Annotated in this window: 16 protein-coding genes; 8 read left to right on the top strand and 8 right to left on the bottom strand. The window is 66.5% G+C overall.

Annotated elements, in window-relative coordinates:
* Positions 1–33: 33 nt before the first annotated feature.
* Positions 34–897 (top strand): alpha/beta hydrolase, encoded by an 864-nt coding sequence (locus AC6UUM_RS15660; protein ID WP_500803175.1) that lies wholly within the window; start codon positions 34–36, stop codon positions 895–897.
* Here AC6UUM_RS15660 and AC6UUM_RS15655 read toward each other — a convergent pair.
* From AC6UUM_RS15655 to AC6UUM_RS15645, 3 genes are all read right to left on the bottom strand, one after another.
* Positions 887–2038: a DUF1501 domain-containing protein gene (locus tag AC6UUM_RS15655; RefSeq protein ID WP_500803174.1), complete on the bottom strand. Its 1152-nt coding sequence runs from the start codon at positions 2036–2038 to the stop codon at positions 887–889. The genes AC6UUM_RS15660 and AC6UUM_RS15655 overlap by 11 nt on opposite strands.
* The gene (locus AC6UUM_RS15650; RefSeq protein WP_500803173.1) at positions 2035–3465 is read right to left on the bottom strand and encodes a DUF1800 domain-containing protein; all 1431 of its coding nucleotides are present in this window, start codon (positions 3463–3465) and stop codon (positions 2035–2037) included. The genes AC6UUM_RS15655 and AC6UUM_RS15650 overlap by 4 nt, the downstream gene beginning before the upstream one ends.
* A gap of 106 nt (positions 3466–3571) precedes the next feature.
* Positions 3572–4108 (bottom strand): hypothetical protein, encoded by a 537-nt coding sequence (locus tag AC6UUM_RS15645; RefSeq protein ID WP_500803172.1) that lies wholly within the window; start codon positions 4106–4108, stop codon positions 3572–3574.
* A gap of 225 nt (positions 4109–4333) precedes the next feature.
* Between AC6UUM_RS15645 and AC6UUM_RS15640 the strand changes: the two genes are divergently transcribed.
* Complete coding sequence (locus tag AC6UUM_RS15640) at positions 4334–4945, top strand: DUF4142 domain-containing protein (protein ID WP_500803171.1); 612 nt, start codon at positions 4334–4336, stop codon at positions 4943–4945.
* 37 nt (positions 4946–4982) lie between these two features.
* On the opposite strand, the gene AC6UUM_RS15635 is transcribed toward AC6UUM_RS15640, so the two are convergent.
* Both AC6UUM_RS15635 and AC6UUM_RS15630 read right to left on the bottom strand, forming a co-directional pair.
* Positions 4983–5372: a type II toxin-antitoxin system VapC family toxin gene (locus AC6UUM_RS15635; RefSeq protein ID WP_500803170.1), complete on the bottom strand. Its 390-nt coding sequence runs from the start codon at positions 5370–5372 to the stop codon at positions 4983–4985.
* Entirely contained in the window at positions 5369–5647 is a 279-nt protein-coding gene (locus tag AC6UUM_RS15630) for an AbrB/MazE/SpoVT family DNA-binding domain-containing protein (RefSeq protein WP_500803169.1), read from the bottom strand. Before AC6UUM_RS15630 ends, AC6UUM_RS15635 begins: the two co-directional genes overlap by 4 nt.
* A gap of 263 nt (positions 5648–5910) precedes the next feature.
* Here AC6UUM_RS15630 and AC6UUM_RS15625 point away from each other — a divergent pair, with 263 nt between their 5' ends.
* Complete coding sequence (locus AC6UUM_RS15625) at positions 5911–6417, top strand: VOC family protein (RefSeq protein ID WP_500803168.1); 507 nt, start codon at positions 5911–5913, stop codon at positions 6415–6417.
* Complete coding sequence (locus AC6UUM_RS15620) at positions 6414–7559, top strand: alpha/beta fold hydrolase (RefSeq protein ID WP_500803167.1); 1146 nt, start codon at positions 6414–6416, stop codon at positions 7557–7559. The genes AC6UUM_RS15625 and AC6UUM_RS15620 overlap by 4 nt, the downstream gene beginning before the upstream one ends.
* Here the strand turns inward: AC6UUM_RS15620 and AC6UUM_RS15615 are convergent.
* The gene (locus AC6UUM_RS15615; RefSeq protein ID WP_500803166.1) at positions 7554–8345 is read right to left on the bottom strand and encodes a LytR/AlgR family response regulator transcription factor; all 792 of its coding nucleotides are present in this window, start codon (positions 8343–8345) and stop codon (positions 7554–7556) included. The two genes, AC6UUM_RS15620 and AC6UUM_RS15615, sit on opposite strands and share 6 nt — an antisense overlap.
* Before the next feature lie 4 nt (positions 8346–8349).
* The gene (locus tag AC6UUM_RS15610; RefSeq protein WP_500803165.1) at positions 8350–9477 is read right to left on the bottom strand and encodes a sensor histidine kinase; all 1128 of its coding nucleotides are present in this window, start codon (positions 9475–9477) and stop codon (positions 8350–8352) included.
* A 243-nt stretch (positions 9478–9720) separates the two neighbouring features.
* Between AC6UUM_RS15610 and AC6UUM_RS15605 the strand changes: the two genes are divergently transcribed.
* Genes AC6UUM_RS15605 through AC6UUM_RS15595 form a run of 3 tightly spaced genes read left to right on the top strand, consistent with a single transcriptional unit; the run spans position 9721 to position 12568 of the window.
* Positions 9721–10341: a DNA-3-methyladenine glycosylase family protein gene (locus AC6UUM_RS15605; protein WP_500803164.1), complete on the top strand. Its 621-nt coding sequence runs from the start codon at positions 9721–9723 to the stop codon at positions 10339–10341.
* Positions 10338–11144, top strand: a complete 807-nt coding sequence (locus AC6UUM_RS15600) for a TrmH family RNA methyltransferase (protein WP_500803163.1) — start codon at positions 10338–10340, stop codon at positions 11142–11144. The genes AC6UUM_RS15605 and AC6UUM_RS15600 overlap by 4 nt, the downstream gene beginning before the upstream one ends.
* A gap of 50 nt (positions 11145–11194) precedes the next feature.
* Complete coding sequence (locus tag AC6UUM_RS15595) at positions 11195–12568, top strand: amidohydrolase family protein (protein WP_500803162.1); 1374 nt, start codon at positions 11195–11197, stop codon at positions 12566–12568.
* 6 nt (positions 12569–12574) lie between these two features.
* Here AC6UUM_RS15595 and AC6UUM_RS15590 read toward each other — a convergent pair whose 3' ends face one another.
* The gene (locus tag AC6UUM_RS15590) at positions 12575–14077 is read right to left on the bottom strand and encodes a TLP1 C-terminal extension domain-containing protein (RefSeq protein ID WP_500803161.1); all 1503 of its coding nucleotides are present in this window, start codon (positions 14075–14077) and stop codon (positions 12575–12577) included.
* Positions 14078–14201: 124 nt separating this feature from the next.
* Between AC6UUM_RS15590 and AC6UUM_RS15585 the strand changes: the two genes are divergently transcribed.
* Positions 14202–15263 (top strand): AraC family transcriptional regulator, encoded by a 1062-nt coding sequence (locus AC6UUM_RS15585; protein ID WP_500803160.1) that lies wholly within the window; start codon positions 14202–14204, stop codon positions 15261–15263.
* Positions 15264–15269: the final 6 nt, after the last annotated feature.

The raw sequence follows: 15269 nt of genomic DNA, 5'->3' as shown, positions 1-15269 counted from the left end.
GCCCAAAGGCGCGCGGCCCCCTATCGCCATCCCATGATGTCCCGCCGCAATCTCCTCGGTTTCGCTGCCATTTCGGCGCTCACTGCCGCCTGCTCGCCGCTGGGCGCGCTCAATGGTGTCAACCGGCTGACCCCCGGCGATGGCGGGGTGAAGCGCATCGTTTCGGGCGCGGCGTTCGGCAGCGATGCGCGGCAGCGGCTGGATGTGTGGGCGCCCGAAGGCGGTGCCGGCAAACTGCCCGTGATCGTGTTTTTCTATGGCGGCAGCTGGAACAGCGGCATGCGCGATGGCTATGGCTTTGCCGCCCGCGCCCTGGCGGCCAAGGGGTTCGTGGTGGTGGTGCCGGATTATCGCCTCGTGCCGCAGGTGCGCTGGCCGGCGTTTGTTCAGGATGGCGCGGCGGCGATCAAATGGGTGGCGGCCAATATCGCCGGCCACGGCGGCGATCCGGCGCGCATCGGCGTGATGGGGCACAGCGCCGGCGCGCATATCGCCCTGTTGCTCAGCTTGGATCGGCGCTGGGGCGTGGCAGACCAGATCAAGGCGGCAGTGGGCCTGGCCGGGCCCTATGATTTCCGCCCCTTCGAACCGGGCGGCGCGGCGGAAGCCGCCTTGGGCAACGCGCCCGATCTGGCCGATACCCAACCGATCCACTTCGCGCGCGCCGATGCGCCGCCGCTTTTGCTGCTGCACGGTGATGCGGATGAAACGGTGCGCCCGCGCAACAGCCAGCGCTTGGCCAATGCCGTAAGCGATCTTGGCGGCCGCGCTACGGTCAAGCTGTACCCTGGCATCGGCCATATCGGCATCCTGCTGGCGCTGTCCAAACCGTTTCGCGGCAAGGCCCCGGTGCTCACCGACGCCAGCAATTTCCTGCTGGCGGCGCTTACGCCCTGACCAACCCGGCCATTGCCTTGGCTGGTGCCGCGGCAAAGACTTTGGCCACCACCCGCTCCGGGTCCAGCCCATAAAGGCCGGCCACCGCGCCGGCGAACAGTGCATTGAGGCTGCTGGTCGGCATCAGATCACGGTCTTCGAACAAGCGCGCCAGCCCCGGCCAATCGCCGTGCACCCGGCCGCCGGCGACCCGCCCGCCGGCCAGCAGCGCAGCGCTCGCCGTGCCATGATCGGTGCCGCCGGTGCCGTTGGCGGCCACCGTGCGGCCAAATTCCGTTGCGGCGATCACCAGCGTATTGGCCCATGCGCCGCCCAGGCCGGATTTCAGCGCAGCGAACACCGCATCCAGTTGCCGCAACTGCGCCGCCAGCCGGAACGCCTGGCCGGCATGCGTGTCCCACCCGCCCAGATCGAGCACGGCGATGCGCGGCCCGGCCGGATCGGCGAGCAGCCGCGCCGCGGTGGTGGCCAACGCGGCCGCATTCTGCGGGCCGGCCGCATCGCCGGCCCTGCCCGCCATCATCTCGGTCGCCATGGCCTCGCTCCACAATCGGTGCAGCAGCGGATCGGCTTCATACAGCGCCGCCACCCGCGCCTTCAGCCCAGCGCTGGCATCGGGCAGCCGGCTGGGGGCAAAGCTGGTGGCCGGCGCCGCGCCCTGCAACAAGGCCGGCAGCGTGGCAGAAATCGCCACCGGCGGAGGCGCGGGCGGCAACAGCGGCAACAACCGGTTCAGCCAGCCATCCTTGACCGCATAGGCGGCATTGCCGGCGGTCTCCAGGATGTTCTGTGCGTCGAAATGGCTGCGCTCGCGATACGGGCTGGCCACCGCGTGCACCACCGATGCCTCGCCCGCAGCGAACAGACCGGCAAAGCCCTTCAGCGCCGGGTGAGCGGCAAAATCACTGGTCAGCGTGATCGGCGCGCCTTGCGCTTCGGGCGGCGTCGCCAGGCCCCCGCGCAACCGTTCCAGGCGGGGATCGTTCAGCGGCGGGAAGGCGGCCAGCCCGTCCATGGCGCCGCGCAGGATGATGAACACCAGGCGCTGATCAGTGCCGGCGGCGGCCAGCGCCAGATTGGGGTGCAGCGCCAGCCCGCCGACCAGTGCACTGCGAGCCAACAAGGAACGACGGGTGATCATCGGCGCATGAACTCCGGCGAGACAAGCAGCAGCGCAATGCCTTCGACCGGGCTTTCGGCCCGCGCAATTGCGGTGGCCGTGGTCGGTGAAAGCGTGCCGGGCAGCAATTTCTGCGCCAATGCGCGCGGATCGGCACCAGCCCCCAGCGCGGCCATGCGCCCCGCCACCTCCACCCGGCGCAGCAGCGCATCGGGCGCGGCCCAGCGCGCCGTATCATCCGGCCAGCCCGCCGGCGATCCTGGCCGCCATACCGGCTGGCCCAGTTCGTTCAGCATCAGCACCAGCCGCAGATCGGGCCTTTCGGGCTTGGGCAAGGCGCGGGCGACCGACACGGTCCAGTCCCACGGCGTCTTGAACTTGGCCAGCGGCTGCGCCCACGCCTCCGGCGCGTTGATCAGCGCGCGATACAGCGCCGGCAGATCGCCGCCGCTCTCCTGCCAGGCACGCGCCAGCCGCGCCACCAGCGCCGGCGGCGGCACATCGGCCACCAGATGCCGGGCCAGTTTCTCCGCCACGCGCTGCGCGGTCAGTGGATGTACGGCCAGATCGCGCAAGATGGCTTCGCCCTGTGCGGCACCATCCTGAGCATAGCGCTTGCCGGCCACGGTCACGCTGCCCGGCTCGTGCCAGTTCGGTTGAAACACATAGTCGCCGTTAGCGGCCGGAACGCCGATTGGCCGCCGCACGAAGCCGCCAATGCTCCAGCCGGTCAGGGCGCGCGCCAGCCCGGCAACATCGTCCTGCGTGTAATGGCCGGCGCCCAGCGTGTGCAGCTCCAGGATCTCGCGGGCCAGATTCTCGTTCAGGCCAGGCTGGCGCCTGGCTCCTCGCGCCCGCGCGGCTTGGGCCAGCAGGCTGTTCGGCCCGATCGATTGCGCCTGATCGAGGTAAAACATCATGCCGGGGTGGCGCACCACGGCGAGCAGCAGATCGGCGAACTTGCCACCGATATTGGGGCGGATGGCTTCGAACTCAAGCGGGCCGCCCATGGTGGCGGTGGCCAGCTTGTCGGTGGAAATCGCGAAATGATTGGCCCAGAAATGCACCAATCGCTCGGCAAACGGCGTCGGGCCACTGATCGCCAGGGCAAGGCGCGCCTGCACCTGCGCGCCATAGGCCTGGCGAAACGCCTGGCGCCGCTCCTTCTGATAACGATCGGCTTCGTCCTGCGCGGCCTTGCCTTGCAGGGGTTCCGGATCGCCGGGCTGCGGCGGCAAGCCGCCGATGCCGACCCGGCGCAGGCTGGCGAGATTCTGGCGATATTGGATGGTCATCGCTGCGCCGCCGGGCAGGTTGGCGATCATCGCCGGGCGCGGATCAAACCCGTCAATCTGCGCCAGCAGCCAGGCCCGCGGATCGGCCGGCGGCGTCATGTCCGGCCGGGCGCCGAGGCCGAAGCGATTGAGGGCGATGGCGGTGCTGCTCATGCAAGCTCAACGAATCGGACTGGGGATTCCCCCCGCCAAACGCCAAAGCCAATCGCGAAAACGCGCCCCGCAGCCAGCAATTCCATGCCGGCCGCGGGGCGGCGCTTCACATCGCCATGTTCATCTTTTCGCGCGTGCTGCTGTGGCCGCCGTTGCGATAGAGGATGTCGCGCGCCACTGAACCGTGCAGCGGCGTCTTGCTGGTGTCCACCGACACGAAGATGCCGCCGTCGCCGACGCGGGCTTCATAGTAACGTGCATCGTCCTCGCTCACCCCGTGATCGGTGAACAGGCCAGCCAGGCCGCCGGCCACCGCGCCAACGGCAGCGCCGGTCAGCGCCGCGCCCGGAACCGCCACGGCGGCGATGGCACCGGCCGCAATGAACGGGCCGACACCGGGAATCGCCAGCGCCGCCACGCCCAGCGCGGTGCCGATGCCGGCGCCCAGCGCGGTCTTGCCGATGACATCCTGCGTGGCATTGGACACGTCGTCACCGTCGCCGTCGGTGGTGACATTCGCGCCATCATGGCGCGCGATCAACGAGATGGCTGCCGTATCGATGCCGGCATCGCGCAGCTGGGAAACGGCGCGGTCGGCTTCGGCCTGGGTATCGAACACGGCGGAAATATGGTGGTGGCTCATGGCTATTCTCCGTTGGGGAAGCAGTCCTGATTGAACCCCGCGCAGCCCCGCCGGTTCCGGCAAAGTGGCCAATTCCGCCGCGGATTCCGGCCTTTCTGGCGCTCCTTCCACCGCAGACAACCAGGTTGTTGTGCCATCCTTTACTGGCGGTGCCGGCTGGCTCGGGGGGAACTTTCGCGCGCCTCGCCGGTTTGCCCGCTGACGACCATCCACCGGAGAAACGCCATGAAGACCTTGTTATTCGCCGCCGCCCTGTCGTCGCTCGCGCTGGCCGCGTGCGGGGAAAAGGCCAAGGAAACCCCCGTCGCCGCGCCCGCCGCCGATGGCATGACGGCCGATGGCAAGGCGACGATGAACGGCATGGGCGGCACCACGGCCAGCAGCATCTCGGCGGCGAGTGATCCCCAGGAATATGCCACGCAAGCTGCATCGGGCGACCAGTTCGAAATCCAGGCCAGCCAGTTGGCGCTCACCCGCTCGAACAACGCGGCCGTGCGCGAATTTGCCCAGCAAATGATCGATGATCATCGCGCTTCGACCCGGCTGTTGCAGGTGGCCACCACCAGCGCGGCCTTGCAGGCACCGCGCCTCGAACTGCTTGCGGCGCACCAGGCGCGCCTCGTCCTGTTGAAAGATGCCGGCGCCAAATTTGACGAACTCTATCTGGAACAGCAGCGCGAGGCCCATGCCGAAGCCATCGCCCTGCATCAGACGATGACGGGCAACGCCGCCGCGCCGGCGCAACTGAGCAGCTACGCCAAGGAGGTGCTGCCCAAGGTGCAGGAGCGTGCCAAGCGGCTCGACATGATCAAGCTCGGCCCGGCAACGAAGACCTGATTCGTTTGGCTCCCGCCTCCCGCTGGCGGCGGGAGCCCTACCGGATCAGTTCCACTTCGACACCGATCGCTTCGGCCAGGGCCGCCCAGGCGCGATCCGCCGTCAGCACCGGCACGCCGCGCACGCGCGCCAGCGCCAGAAAGGCGCGATCGCCCAGCGACAGGCCGGCGTGGCGGGTGAAGGCGCGCAGGCGGCCGGATTCAAGCGCCTGGTCCAGATCATGCGGTATCACGGTCAACGTGGCTGCAATCAGCAGCCCGGTCAGTTCGGCTTCCGGCATGCCCAGATCGATCAGACGGGCCACGGTTTCGGCAATGTTCACCGTGCTGACCATACCCTGTTCGATGCGCGATAACAGCTGTGGCCAGCCGGGCTCCTGTCGGATGACCGCCAGCAACACCGATGCGTCCAGCGCCGGTCCGGTCACTCCCCGCGCTCTTCGCGGGCAGCTTCGGCGCGCCGGAAGGCAATGAAATCGTCGATGGAATCGGTTCCCGGCGGAACATGCTTGGCATATAGTAACTGCAGCTTCCGCAAGGCCTGCCGCTGCGTTGACAAGCGCACTTCGCCATCCGCGTCCAGCGACACCACGACCTTGTCGCCCTTCTTCAGATTGAGCGCGGCGCGCACTTCGGCGGGCACGACGATGCGGCCGCCATCGAGCATGGTGGCGGTCAGGCGCTTGGTCGGATGGGCCTTCATCGGGCAGCTCCGGCGTGGCAGGGCAATTTGTTCAACATAGGGCATTTCTGCCCCACCTGCCATATGCGCGCCACGCCTGTCCTACGCATGCGCCCTGTGTCATGATCGGGATCGAGGATGACACGGGGTGTTGCCCGGATATTGGCATTGTTCATGTCGGAAAAACGCAAAAAGCGGAACCTTTGTAACCTTGTAAATCACAATTACGCCGCTTGGCGCAGCCCGATCCCTGTGCAAGCGTGGGGACGGGGAGGACTCAGCCGATGACCACAGCACTCAAGGGCATCCATCACAGCGCCTATCGCTGCCGCGACGCCGAAGAAACGCGCGCCTTTTATGAAGACGTGCTCGGCCTGCCGCTGGCGGCCGTCGTGCAGGAGGAAAAGGAGCCGGGATCGGGCCTGCCCAACCCGTTCGTGCACCTGTTCTTCCGCCTGCCCGACGGCAATTTCATCGCGTTTTTCGATGCGCCAAATAGCGTGAAGGACGGTGATTTCAACCTGGCGCACGGGTTCGACCGCCATGTCGCCTTCGAAGCCGAGGATGAAGCCAAATTGCTGGCGTGGCGGGACCAGTTGAACGGCGCCGGCGTGCCTTGTTTCGGGCCGATCGATCATGGCTTTGTCAAATCGGTCTATTTCGCCGATCCCAACGGCCTGCCACTGGAAATCACCACCCGCGTCGCCGCGCATGATGCGATCTTGGCCGAAGACGCCCGCACCGCCCACGCCACCATCGCCGCCTGGAGCGCCCGCAAGGCCGCGGCATGAGCTTTGCCCGCATTCCCCTGTTGATCGCCTTTCGCGAAGCCGTTGGCCTGCGCGATACCTATGGCGGCATTGATGGCGTGGTGGCGTTGCAGGCTCATCACCTGAAGCCCGATGCGCCGTCGGACACCATCGTCATCTTCATGCACCCGATGGGCATCATGCATTATCTGCCGCTGCCGCCCGCGCTGGCGGCGGCGGGCGTCCATGTACTGACGGCGGTGTCGCGTTACCCCAACAATGATTCGGCGCTGATTATGGAGAAGGTCGCGGTCGATCTCGGCCGCTGGGTGGCGCATTGCCGCGAGGTGCTGGGCTACAGCAAGGTCGTGCTGGCCGGCTGGTCGGGCGGCGGCAGCCTGGCGCTCTTCTATCAGGCCGAGGCGGCCGACCCACAGGTCACCCACACGCCGGCTGGTGATCCCTTCGCCATGGCCGAAGCCAAGCTGCCGCCGGTCGATGGCGTGATGCTGCTGGCGGCGCATGTGTCGCGGGCGCAGACACTGACCGAATGGTTCGATCCGTCGGTGCTGGATGAAGGCGACCCGACCCGCCGCGATCCGGCCTGGAACCTCTATGATTCCGCCGCCCCGCAACCGCCGTACAGCGCGGATTTCCTGGCCGAATATGCGGCGCGGCAGGTCGCCCGGTCGAACCGCATCACCGATTGGGCATTGCACACGCTGGCCGAACTGAAGGCCCGCGAAGGCCCGCATGCGGAGCGCGCCTTCATCGTCCACGGCACCATGGCAGCACCGTGCTGGCTCGACGCGCAAGTGGACGCCAATGATCGCGCGCCCGGCCGCTGCTATCTGGGTGATCCGCGCCTGATCAACGATTCGCCGGGCGGGCTGGGCCGTTTCACCACGCTCCGGTCATGGTTGTCGCAATGGAGCCTGCGCAGCCATGCCTGTTCGCTGAAAGTTGGCCATCGTATCACCGTGCCGGTGCTGGTGGTGGGCAACAGCGCAGACGATGCCTGCACCCCCAGCCACACGCAGCGCCTGTTTGCCTGCGTGCCGAACGCCGCTTCGCGCGAGCTGCATGAGGTGAAAGGCGCGACGCATTATTACGCGTTCCAGCCCGAACATCTGAAAACCGCCGCCGGCATCGTCACCGACTGGCTGGGGCGCCAAGGCCTATAGAAACCGCGCCACCACGTCGCGATAGCTGCGCGACACCTTCACCTGCGTGCCGCTGCCCAGCACCAGGAAACATTCGCCGTTGGTATGGGGCTTCACGCTCTTGATATTGTCGAGGTTGACGATGGTGGAGCGGTGGATGCGCTGGAACTTCTTGGGATCGAGGCGTTTTTCCAGATCCTTCATCGTCTCGCGCAGCACCAAAGTCTGATCGGCGGTGTAGATGCACATATAATCGCCAGCGGCATCGATGCGCTCGATCTCGGCCACTTCCACCCGGAAAATCTGGCCGCGATCCTTGATGTTGATCACCTTTTCGAAACGGCTGGCGGCTGGCGCATCGGCCAGATCATCCGGCAGGGCTTCGGGGGCGACTTCGGACAGGATTTCCTTCAGCCGCTCGGCACCCTGCGCCCCCTGGCGTTCGGCCAGGCGCTGGCGGACCCGCTCGACAGTGGCGGCCAGCCGCTCTTCCTCGACCGGTTTCAGCAGATAATCCACCGCCTGCGCATCAAAGGCCTTCAGCGCGTGCTGCATGAAGGCAGTGACAAACACGAACAACGGGGGCTCGATGTCGGACAGGCCGGAGACCACGGAAAAGCCATCGAAGCCCGGCATCTGGATGTCGAGGAACACCAGATCGGGCTTGTGGGTGCGGATGGCGCGGATCGCCTCGCGGCCATTGGCGCAGCGTTCGACGATCTCGATATCGTCGAACGCAGCCAAGCGCAGCTCCAGGCCCTGGATGGCCAGCGGTTCATCATCAACCAATATTGCACGGATCAGCATGGCATCATCCTTGGGAGCCAAGTTGCGGCACGGCAATCGGGTTTGCGGCAGGCAGTGGCACAATGTCGGTCTGGTACGGAATGTCGATCAGCACGATCAGCCCCTGTGGGTCATTGTCCGCCAGTTCGAAGCGATGATCGGGGCCATAGCTTTGCGCCAGCCGCTCGCGGATATTGGCCAGGCCCACACCGGTGCCGCCGGCTTCGGCGGGCGTTCCGCCCAGGCCGGGGCCGGTATCGGCGATGGTGATCACCAACCGATCGCCCATGCGCCGCGCATCGATCACGATGTCGGCGCCGTCTTCGGATGGGGTAACGGCATATTTGATGGCATTTTCCACAATCGGTTGCAGCAACAGCGATGGCAGCCGCGCCTCCATCACATCGGCCGCGACATCGAATCGTGTGCGCAGCCGGGCTTCGAAGCGGGTGCGTTCGATATCGAGATAGAGTTTCAGCGCTTCGGCCTCTTGTGCAACCGTCGCGAGGCCTTCGCGTTCCCCGACCAGGCTGTAGCGCAGGAAGCTCGCCAGCCGCGACAGCATGGCGTTGGCACGGTCAGTCTGTTTCAGCAGCACCAGGGTGGAGATGCTGTTGAGCGTGTTGAACAGGAAATGCGGGTTGAGCTGATAGCGCAACATCGCCAGCTGCGCGCTGTTGGCCTGCGCCGCCATGTTCAGCATCCGTTCCGACTGATCGGCGAGCAGCAGATAATAGTTGATCCCGTAATAAAGCCCCGTCCAGGCCCCGAGCACCGAGAAATCCAGCAGGATGGCGCCGAGGAACTGGATGCCCTTGGGCTGCCAGCCGGGTTGATAGAAGGTCGCGTGCGCCCACACCTCCAGCACCGAAAACAGCGCCGCGGCCGTCATCAGCAGCATGGCGGTCAACGTCCAGGTCCAGATCGGCTTCATGGTGATCAGCCGGCGATAGGCAGCCGCCAGCAGCAGGGTGATCGAAAAGCCGGTCGCCGTGATGATCACCGCCGGCAGCACGAAGGCCAGCCCCATGGAATTGGCAAGGCCGGACAGCGCCCGCAGCATCAGATAGGCGATCCAGCCGCCGCCCTGCAAAATCCAGAAGGCACGGTTCTTGTCTTGGAAAAAGCCGATGCGGACGCGAGGGTCGACCATCTTCAGGACCATAACGGGTCGGGGGCGAAAGGCCAAATGCTGGTGTGTTTGTGCTGTTCCTTCCCACCCCCAGCCCCTCCCGCAAGCGAGAGGGGAGTCGTTGGTGCACGCGCAATCTGCTCCCCTCCCCTTCAGGGGAGGAGCTGGGGGTGGGGACGTGCCACGAAGACCAGACCAGCGATTTACAGACCTCCTCATCCCACCCGCTGGCCAGCCGGCTGCCGCCCCGCTAGGCTGGCGCCCATGGGCCTTTCCGCTGCACAGCTTGCCGCCAGCCTCGATGCGCTGGCCGCCGATCATCCGCCGATCGCGGCCACGCTGGCCGCGCATGGCCCGCCCAAACCGCGCCTGCGGCCGCGCGGGGCCGGTACGATGATGCGCGCCATCGTCGCCCAGCAGGTCAGCACCAAGGCGGCCGCCAGCATCTGGAACAAATTGGAAGCGGCGTGCGGTGGCGACATGGACGATCTGGCGCGGGTCGCCGCCACGCCTTTCGACACACTGCGCAGCGCCGGCCTGTCCGGTCAGAAAGCCAGCTATGTCCATGCGCTGGCCGCAGCGGTGACCGGCGGGCACGTGGATTTCGCCGCGCTGCCGGCCGATGACGAGGACGCCATCGTGTTGCTCAGTTCGATCAAGGGCATCGGCCGCTGGTCGGCGGAGATCTACCTGCTGTTTGCTGAAGGCCGAACCGACATCTTCCCGGCCGGCGATCTGGCCTTGCAGGTGCAATTGGGCCGCCTGCTCGGCGAAGACTCGCGCCCGACGGAAAAACGCGCCCGGGCGCTGGCCGAACCGATGCGCCCGCACCGCGGCGCGCTGTCGATCCTGCTATGGCATAATTACAACATCGTCGCGCTATGATCCGCATCACAGATGTCACTTCGCCGGCCAACCCGGTGCTGAAATCGCTGAAATCGCTGGCCGACAAGCGTGGCCGGCGTGCGGCCGGGCAGTTCCTGGCCGAAGGCCTGCGTGTCTGCACCGAAGCGCTCAGCGCCGGGCAGGCGCCCAGCACGCTGGTGTTCACCTTCGAAGCCGAGCGCCACCCGCTCACCCAGGCGCTGATCGCGGCCGCCGCCGCGGCGCACGCCACATGCTTGCGCACCACGCCCGATCTGATGCAGCGGCTGACGGGGAAGGATAATGCGCAAGGCGTCGCGGCGGCCTATCCAATCCCGGACACGGCGTTGGCGAACATTGATCGCAGCACCGCCAAGCTGTGGCTGGTCGCCGAGAATCTGAAGGATCCCGGCAATTTCGGCACCATGCTGCGCACTTGTGATGCCACCGGCGCCGGCGGGGTGATCCTGCTCGATCAAAGCTGTGACCCGTTCAGCGTGGAAGCGGTGCGCGCCAGCATGGGCGCGCTGTTCAGCCGGCAAGTGGCGCGCGCCACCGGGCCGGAGTTCTTCCAGTGGCTGCGCAGCGGCGAAGGCCAGTTGGTCGGCGCGGCGCTGGACGGGCGCACCGTCGATTACCGCGCCCATGACTATGCCGCGCCCTGTTTCCTGTTCATGGGCAATGAACAATCCGGCCTGCCGACGGACTATGCAGCACAGTGCGATGCCCTGGTGAAACTGCCGATGCTGGGCGCCGCCGACAGCCTGAACGTGGCCGTGTGTGCCGGCGTGCTGCTCTATCACGCGCTCGATTCTGTGGGTTGACGCCTGCACTCGCTGCAGCCCACCCTGACTTATATCGGGAGAACACAGACATGCGGGCCATCATCTTCGCGTTGCTTGCGCTGCTTGCCACCGCCGCGCACGCCGCCGGCATCACCGCGCTGGTTGGTGGCCGCTTGATCGACGGTCAGGGTGGCCCGCCGCTGGCCAATAGCGTTATCCTGGTAGAAGGGGAGCGCATCACCGCGATCGGCACGGTGGCGACGCTGCCGGTGCCGGCCGGGGCCACGGTTGTCTCCACCGAAGGCATGGATGTGCTGCCCGGCCTGTGGGACATGCACGTCCATCTGATGCTCAATGGCCACGCCGAATATTCGCACTGGCACCAGGCCTATCGGGCGCGCTTCGGGCCGGAGATCATGCCGGCCAGCGCGGCGCAATTGTTGCTCGCCGGCGTCACCAGCGCCCGCGATCTGGGCGGGCCGCTGGCCGAATCCATCGCCATCCGGGATGATGTGAAGGCTGGCCGCCTGCCGGGCCCGCGGCTGTATGTGTCGGGGCCGTTCCTGCAGAAAAAGCCCTATCCAGGCACCGATTTCTACCGCTGGGGCGTGAAAGATCCCGACGATGCCCGCGCCAAGGTGCGCACGCTGAAGGCCGCCGGGGTCGATATCATCAAGATGATCGATCAGGACGAGATGGGCGAAGCCACTGCGCGGGCACTGGTCGATGAAGCGCATAAATTGGGCCTGAAGGTTGTTGGCCACAGCCATCTGCCCGACGAGATCCGCATCGGCCTGAAGGCGGGCGTCGACAATTTCGAGCATACCGGGCTGGGTGCGGCGCCGCGTTATCCGGACGACATCATGCTGGCCATCGAAGCTCGCGCTGCCGAAGGCCGGGTGCGCGGCAATCCGCTGTTCTGGACACCGACGATCACCAGCCTGTACAACAACGCCAATCTGATCACCAATCCGGAACAGATCGACGATCCCTGCTGGAAGCGCGGCCTGAAGCCCGACACGATCGCCGATATCAAGGCATCATTGAAGGACGTCGCCGCGCTGGAATACAACCGACTGATCCCGCGCCGCAAACCGACGCTGGACACCAAGTTCAAGCAGTTGCGCCAATCCGGCGCCATCCTGCTGATCGGCACCGACAGCGGCGTGCCCACCGCCTTCCAATGCCAGACCACCTGGAGCGAGCTCGATACCTGGGTGAACAATCTGGGGGTGCCGCCGATGGAGGCCATCCAGGCCGCCACCTATTGGCCGGCCAAGTTCATGGGCGTGGAAGGCGACAGCGGCACCGTCGCAGTGGGCAAATATGCCGACATCATCACGGTGCGCGGCGACGTGCTGCACACCATCGCTCTGCTGCAGAACCCCGCGCATGTCATGAAGGGCGGCAGGCTGTATAAACGCGACGGCGTGGTCGATGAGGCCGCCCTGGCCCCCCGGTAATGGGGTTCAGCCCATCGCCCAGTGTTGCAGGCCATCGTCGCCGACGCTCACCACGCCGGGCAAGCCTACAGGCGAGGCATCGAGGCTGAGGAACGTCGCCAGCGCGGCCGTGTCGGCCATGTCCAGCTTGCCGAACACGCGGGCATGCGCCGGCGTCCGCCCGACGACGCTGCCATGGCTGGGCTGGCCATCGCGGCCAAAGACGATGCTGAAGCTTTCCACCCGCGCCGGCCCGGCATAGCCGCCGTCAAAACGCGGCACGTCGCCCCGCGCATCCTCACAAGCATCCTGCTCATCGCGGTTCAACATCAGCCACGCCGGCTCGGCGGCGCGGCAGCCAATCACCAGCGCATGATGCTTGGTGACATAACCGCCCTGGCCATAGAGCAAAGCCGAATCGGCCGGCGCCGCGCGCAAGGATCGCACCATCGCGCAGGCCGAATGCAGCATGTAACAATTGAGGCCGGCGCCCGCGAACGACAGACCGCCGGTCACCGAAAGCGGCACATCGGCCGCCAGCCCCAGCGTGCGCCGCGCCATCTTCGGCACGGTCGGGAAACAGCTGTAGAGTTCCACCCGGTCAAAGCCCTGCGGTGCAATCTGCATCGCCTGGCCGAGCACGGCATCCTGCGCCACCGAATGTACATATTGATCGCGCTTCAGATAATCCATCGGCTCGCCGGCGCTGGCGCCGCCATGGATGTGGATGATGCGGGCTTCCGGAATGCCGGCCGCACGCGCTGCCGCCAGCGTGGTCATCAACACGGCCGCGGCGGCGTTGACATTGTTGTTGGCCACCATGCGCTTGGTATAGGGCCAGCAGATCATGCGGTTGTCGTCGGTCACCGTGGTGATGTCGTCCGCGTGGTAAGCCTTTCGCCCCCAGGCGTTGGGGTTGGCGGCAGCCGCCGCGCTGATCCGTTCATAGGCCGCGCCGCTTTCGGCCAGCGCCGCGGCGGGGGTGAGCCCCCACGCCGCGACCGTGGCATTTTCATACAGCGGATAGATGTGGATCGGCTGGAAAATGCCGTGGCTCATGCCCAGCGGCGTGACATGTTCGGACGGGATGATCGGATTTTCCGGCACTTTCGCCGGCGGAGTCCATGGCAGCGTCACCCCGGCGGCCTTGGCCTTGGCGACGGCATTCTGGGCTTCGCCGCCGGTCACCACCGCCACCACCGAATTGCCGTTCATGATGCGCAGCGCGGCTTCGTGGATTTTTGTCGTCGGCGTCTCGCCGCCCACCACGCCATAGACCGCACGCGGTGGCACGATGCCGAGCCGTTCCGCCAGTCGCGCCGCCACCCGATCATAGCGCCAGGAAATCAGGTTGATCACATCCAGGCTGTCGATGCGCGCCAGAAAGCCGCCGCCGGCGTCCTGATCGGCGGCCCGCACCGCTGCCTCCATCAGCGCCAGCGGCTCCAGCGCCGCCGCCGGATCGCCGGGCCGGTCAAGCACCTCGCCCACGCCGATGATGACTGGTGTGCGATCCGCGGGCAGCGCCATGATATTCCCCTTTCCCGCCTTCGTTAGCCTGCGCTGCTGCGGCGGGGAAGTCTGGCGGCTGTGGCAGGGTGGCTGGCGCGCGCCGTGGCCGTCGGTTACCAGTGCGGCAGCGGAAAGGTGATGCATGGACGGCGCGGAAACGCTCGAACTGCTGTTGCGAGGGCTGGCGGTGGGCGCGCAAGTGGCGTTCGGCCTGGCGCTGGCGCGCAGTGCCCGTGATGCCAGCCTGCGCTTCGCCACGATCCTGTTCATCCTGTCCAACCTGGCCTTCGTGCTGAATGGCGATGCATCGATCCGGCACTTGCTGGGCCCGCTCACCCATCTGCTTTGGGTGATCCAGATTGGTGGGGGCGGCGCCTTCTGGCTGTTCGCAGCCGTCTTGTTCGAGGATCGCCGCCTGTCGCCGGCCTTGTTGGCGCCGTTCGCTGGCTTGATCCTGATCGGCCTGTGTGCCCAGTTTGCACCCGACGCCATCGCAGCCGTTCTGTGGACCCTCCACAATCTGGTCGGGCTGGGGCTCTCGGCGAATGCTATGCTGTTCATCGTGCGATCGGGCCAGGTCGATCTGATCGAGGAGCGCCGCCGGCTGCGCGTTCCGTTCCTGGGCATCGTTGCCGCCTATGCCGTGCTGATCAGCCTGGTGCAGATCGGCATGATCGCCGGCATCAATTCGCGCTGGTATGGCCTGGTTGATGCAGGCTTGCAGGCGGCGCTGGGGCTGCTCGGCGCCACCGTGCTGCTGGAGGCGCGCGCCGTGCTGTTTGGTGTGGCGGCCCCGGCGCCGGCATCGCCCGACGATGGCGCCGATCCCGATGCCCCCTGGCTCGAACGGCTGGCCCAGGTGATCGAACGCGACGCGCTGTGGCGGCGCGAGGCGCTGACCATCGGTGATCTTGCTGCTGCGGTTGGCCTGCCCGAACATCGTCTGCGTCGCCTGATCAACGATCGGCTGGGCCACCGCAACTTCCCGTCGTTCATCAACGGCCTGCGCATCGATGCGGCCAAGGCGATGCTGGTTGCGCCGGATTCGGCTGGCCGCACGGTCGCGGCCATCGCTTTTGATTTAGGCTTTGGCTCGTTGGGGCCATTCAATCGCGCCTTTCGCGACGCCACCGGCCTGACGCCAACCGAATATCGCCGCACCAGCAGCGTCCAAAGCTCGCCGATTCCCGAAAACTCTGGCTGATTTCGA

The sequence above is a fragment of the Sandarakinorhabdus sp. genome (assembly GCF_987265915.1).
The sequence above is the reverse complement of the archived record's forward strand: the minus strand, read 5'-3'. Positions and strand labels throughout refer to the sequence as shown.

Bases quoted from the DNA above. Each gene is read 5' to 3' on its own strand.
- AC6UUM_RS15600 (WP_500803163.1), top strand. From the start codon at position 10,338: ATGATCCGCATCACAGATGTCACTTCGCCGGCCAACCCGGTGCTGAAA.
- AC6UUM_RS15640 (WP_500803171.1), top strand. From the start codon at position 4,334: ATGAAGACCTTGTTATTCGCCGCCGCCCTGTCGTCGCTCGCGCTGGCC.
- AC6UUM_RS15630 (WP_500803169.1), bottom strand. From the start codon at position 5,647: ATGAAGGCCCATCCGACCAAGCGCCTGACCGCCACCATGCTCGATGGC.
- AC6UUM_RS15595 (WP_500803162.1), top strand. From the start codon at position 11,195: ATGCGGGCCATCATCTTCGCGTTGCTTGCGCTGCTTGCCACCGCCGCG.
- AC6UUM_RS15620 (WP_500803167.1), top strand. From the start codon at position 6,414: ATGAGCTTTGCCCGCATTCCCCTGTTGATCGCCTTTCGCGAAGCCGTT.
- AC6UUM_RS15655 (WP_500803174.1), bottom strand. From the start codon at position 2,038: ATGATCACCCGTCGTTCCTTGTTGGCTCGCAGTGCACTGGTCGGCGGG.
- AC6UUM_RS15585 (WP_500803160.1), top strand. From the start codon at position 14,202: ATGGACGGCGCGGAAACGCTCGAACTGCTGTTGCGAGGGCTGGCGGTG.
- AC6UUM_RS15645 (WP_500803172.1), bottom strand. From the start codon at position 4,108: ATGAGCCACCACCATATTTCCGCCGTGTTCGATACCCAGGCCGAAGCC.
- AC6UUM_RS15650 (WP_500803173.1), bottom strand. From the start codon at position 3,465: ATGAGCAGCACCGCCATCGCCCTCAATCGCTTCGGCCTCGGCGCCCGG.
- AC6UUM_RS15610 (WP_500803165.1), bottom strand. From the start codon at position 9,477: ATGGTCGACCCTCGCGTCCGCATCGGCTTTTTCCAAGACAAGAACCGT.
- AC6UUM_RS15625 (WP_500803168.1), top strand. From the start codon at position 5,911: ATGACCACAGCACTCAAGGGCATCCATCACAGCGCCTATCGCTGCCGC.
- AC6UUM_RS15590 (WP_500803161.1), bottom strand. From the start codon at position 14,077: ATGGCGCTGCCCGCGGATCGCACACCAGTCATCATCGGCGTGGGCGAG.
- AC6UUM_RS15660 (WP_500803175.1), top strand. From the start codon at position 34: ATGATGTCCCGCCGCAATCTCCTCGGTTTCGCTGCCATTTCGGCGCTC.
- AC6UUM_RS15615 (WP_500803166.1), bottom strand. From the start codon at position 8,345: ATGCTGATCCGTGCAATATTGGTTGATGATGAACCGCTGGCCATCCAG.
- AC6UUM_RS15605 (WP_500803164.1), top strand. From the start codon at position 9,721: ATGGGCCTTTCCGCTGCACAGCTTGCCGCCAGCCTCGATGCGCTGGCC.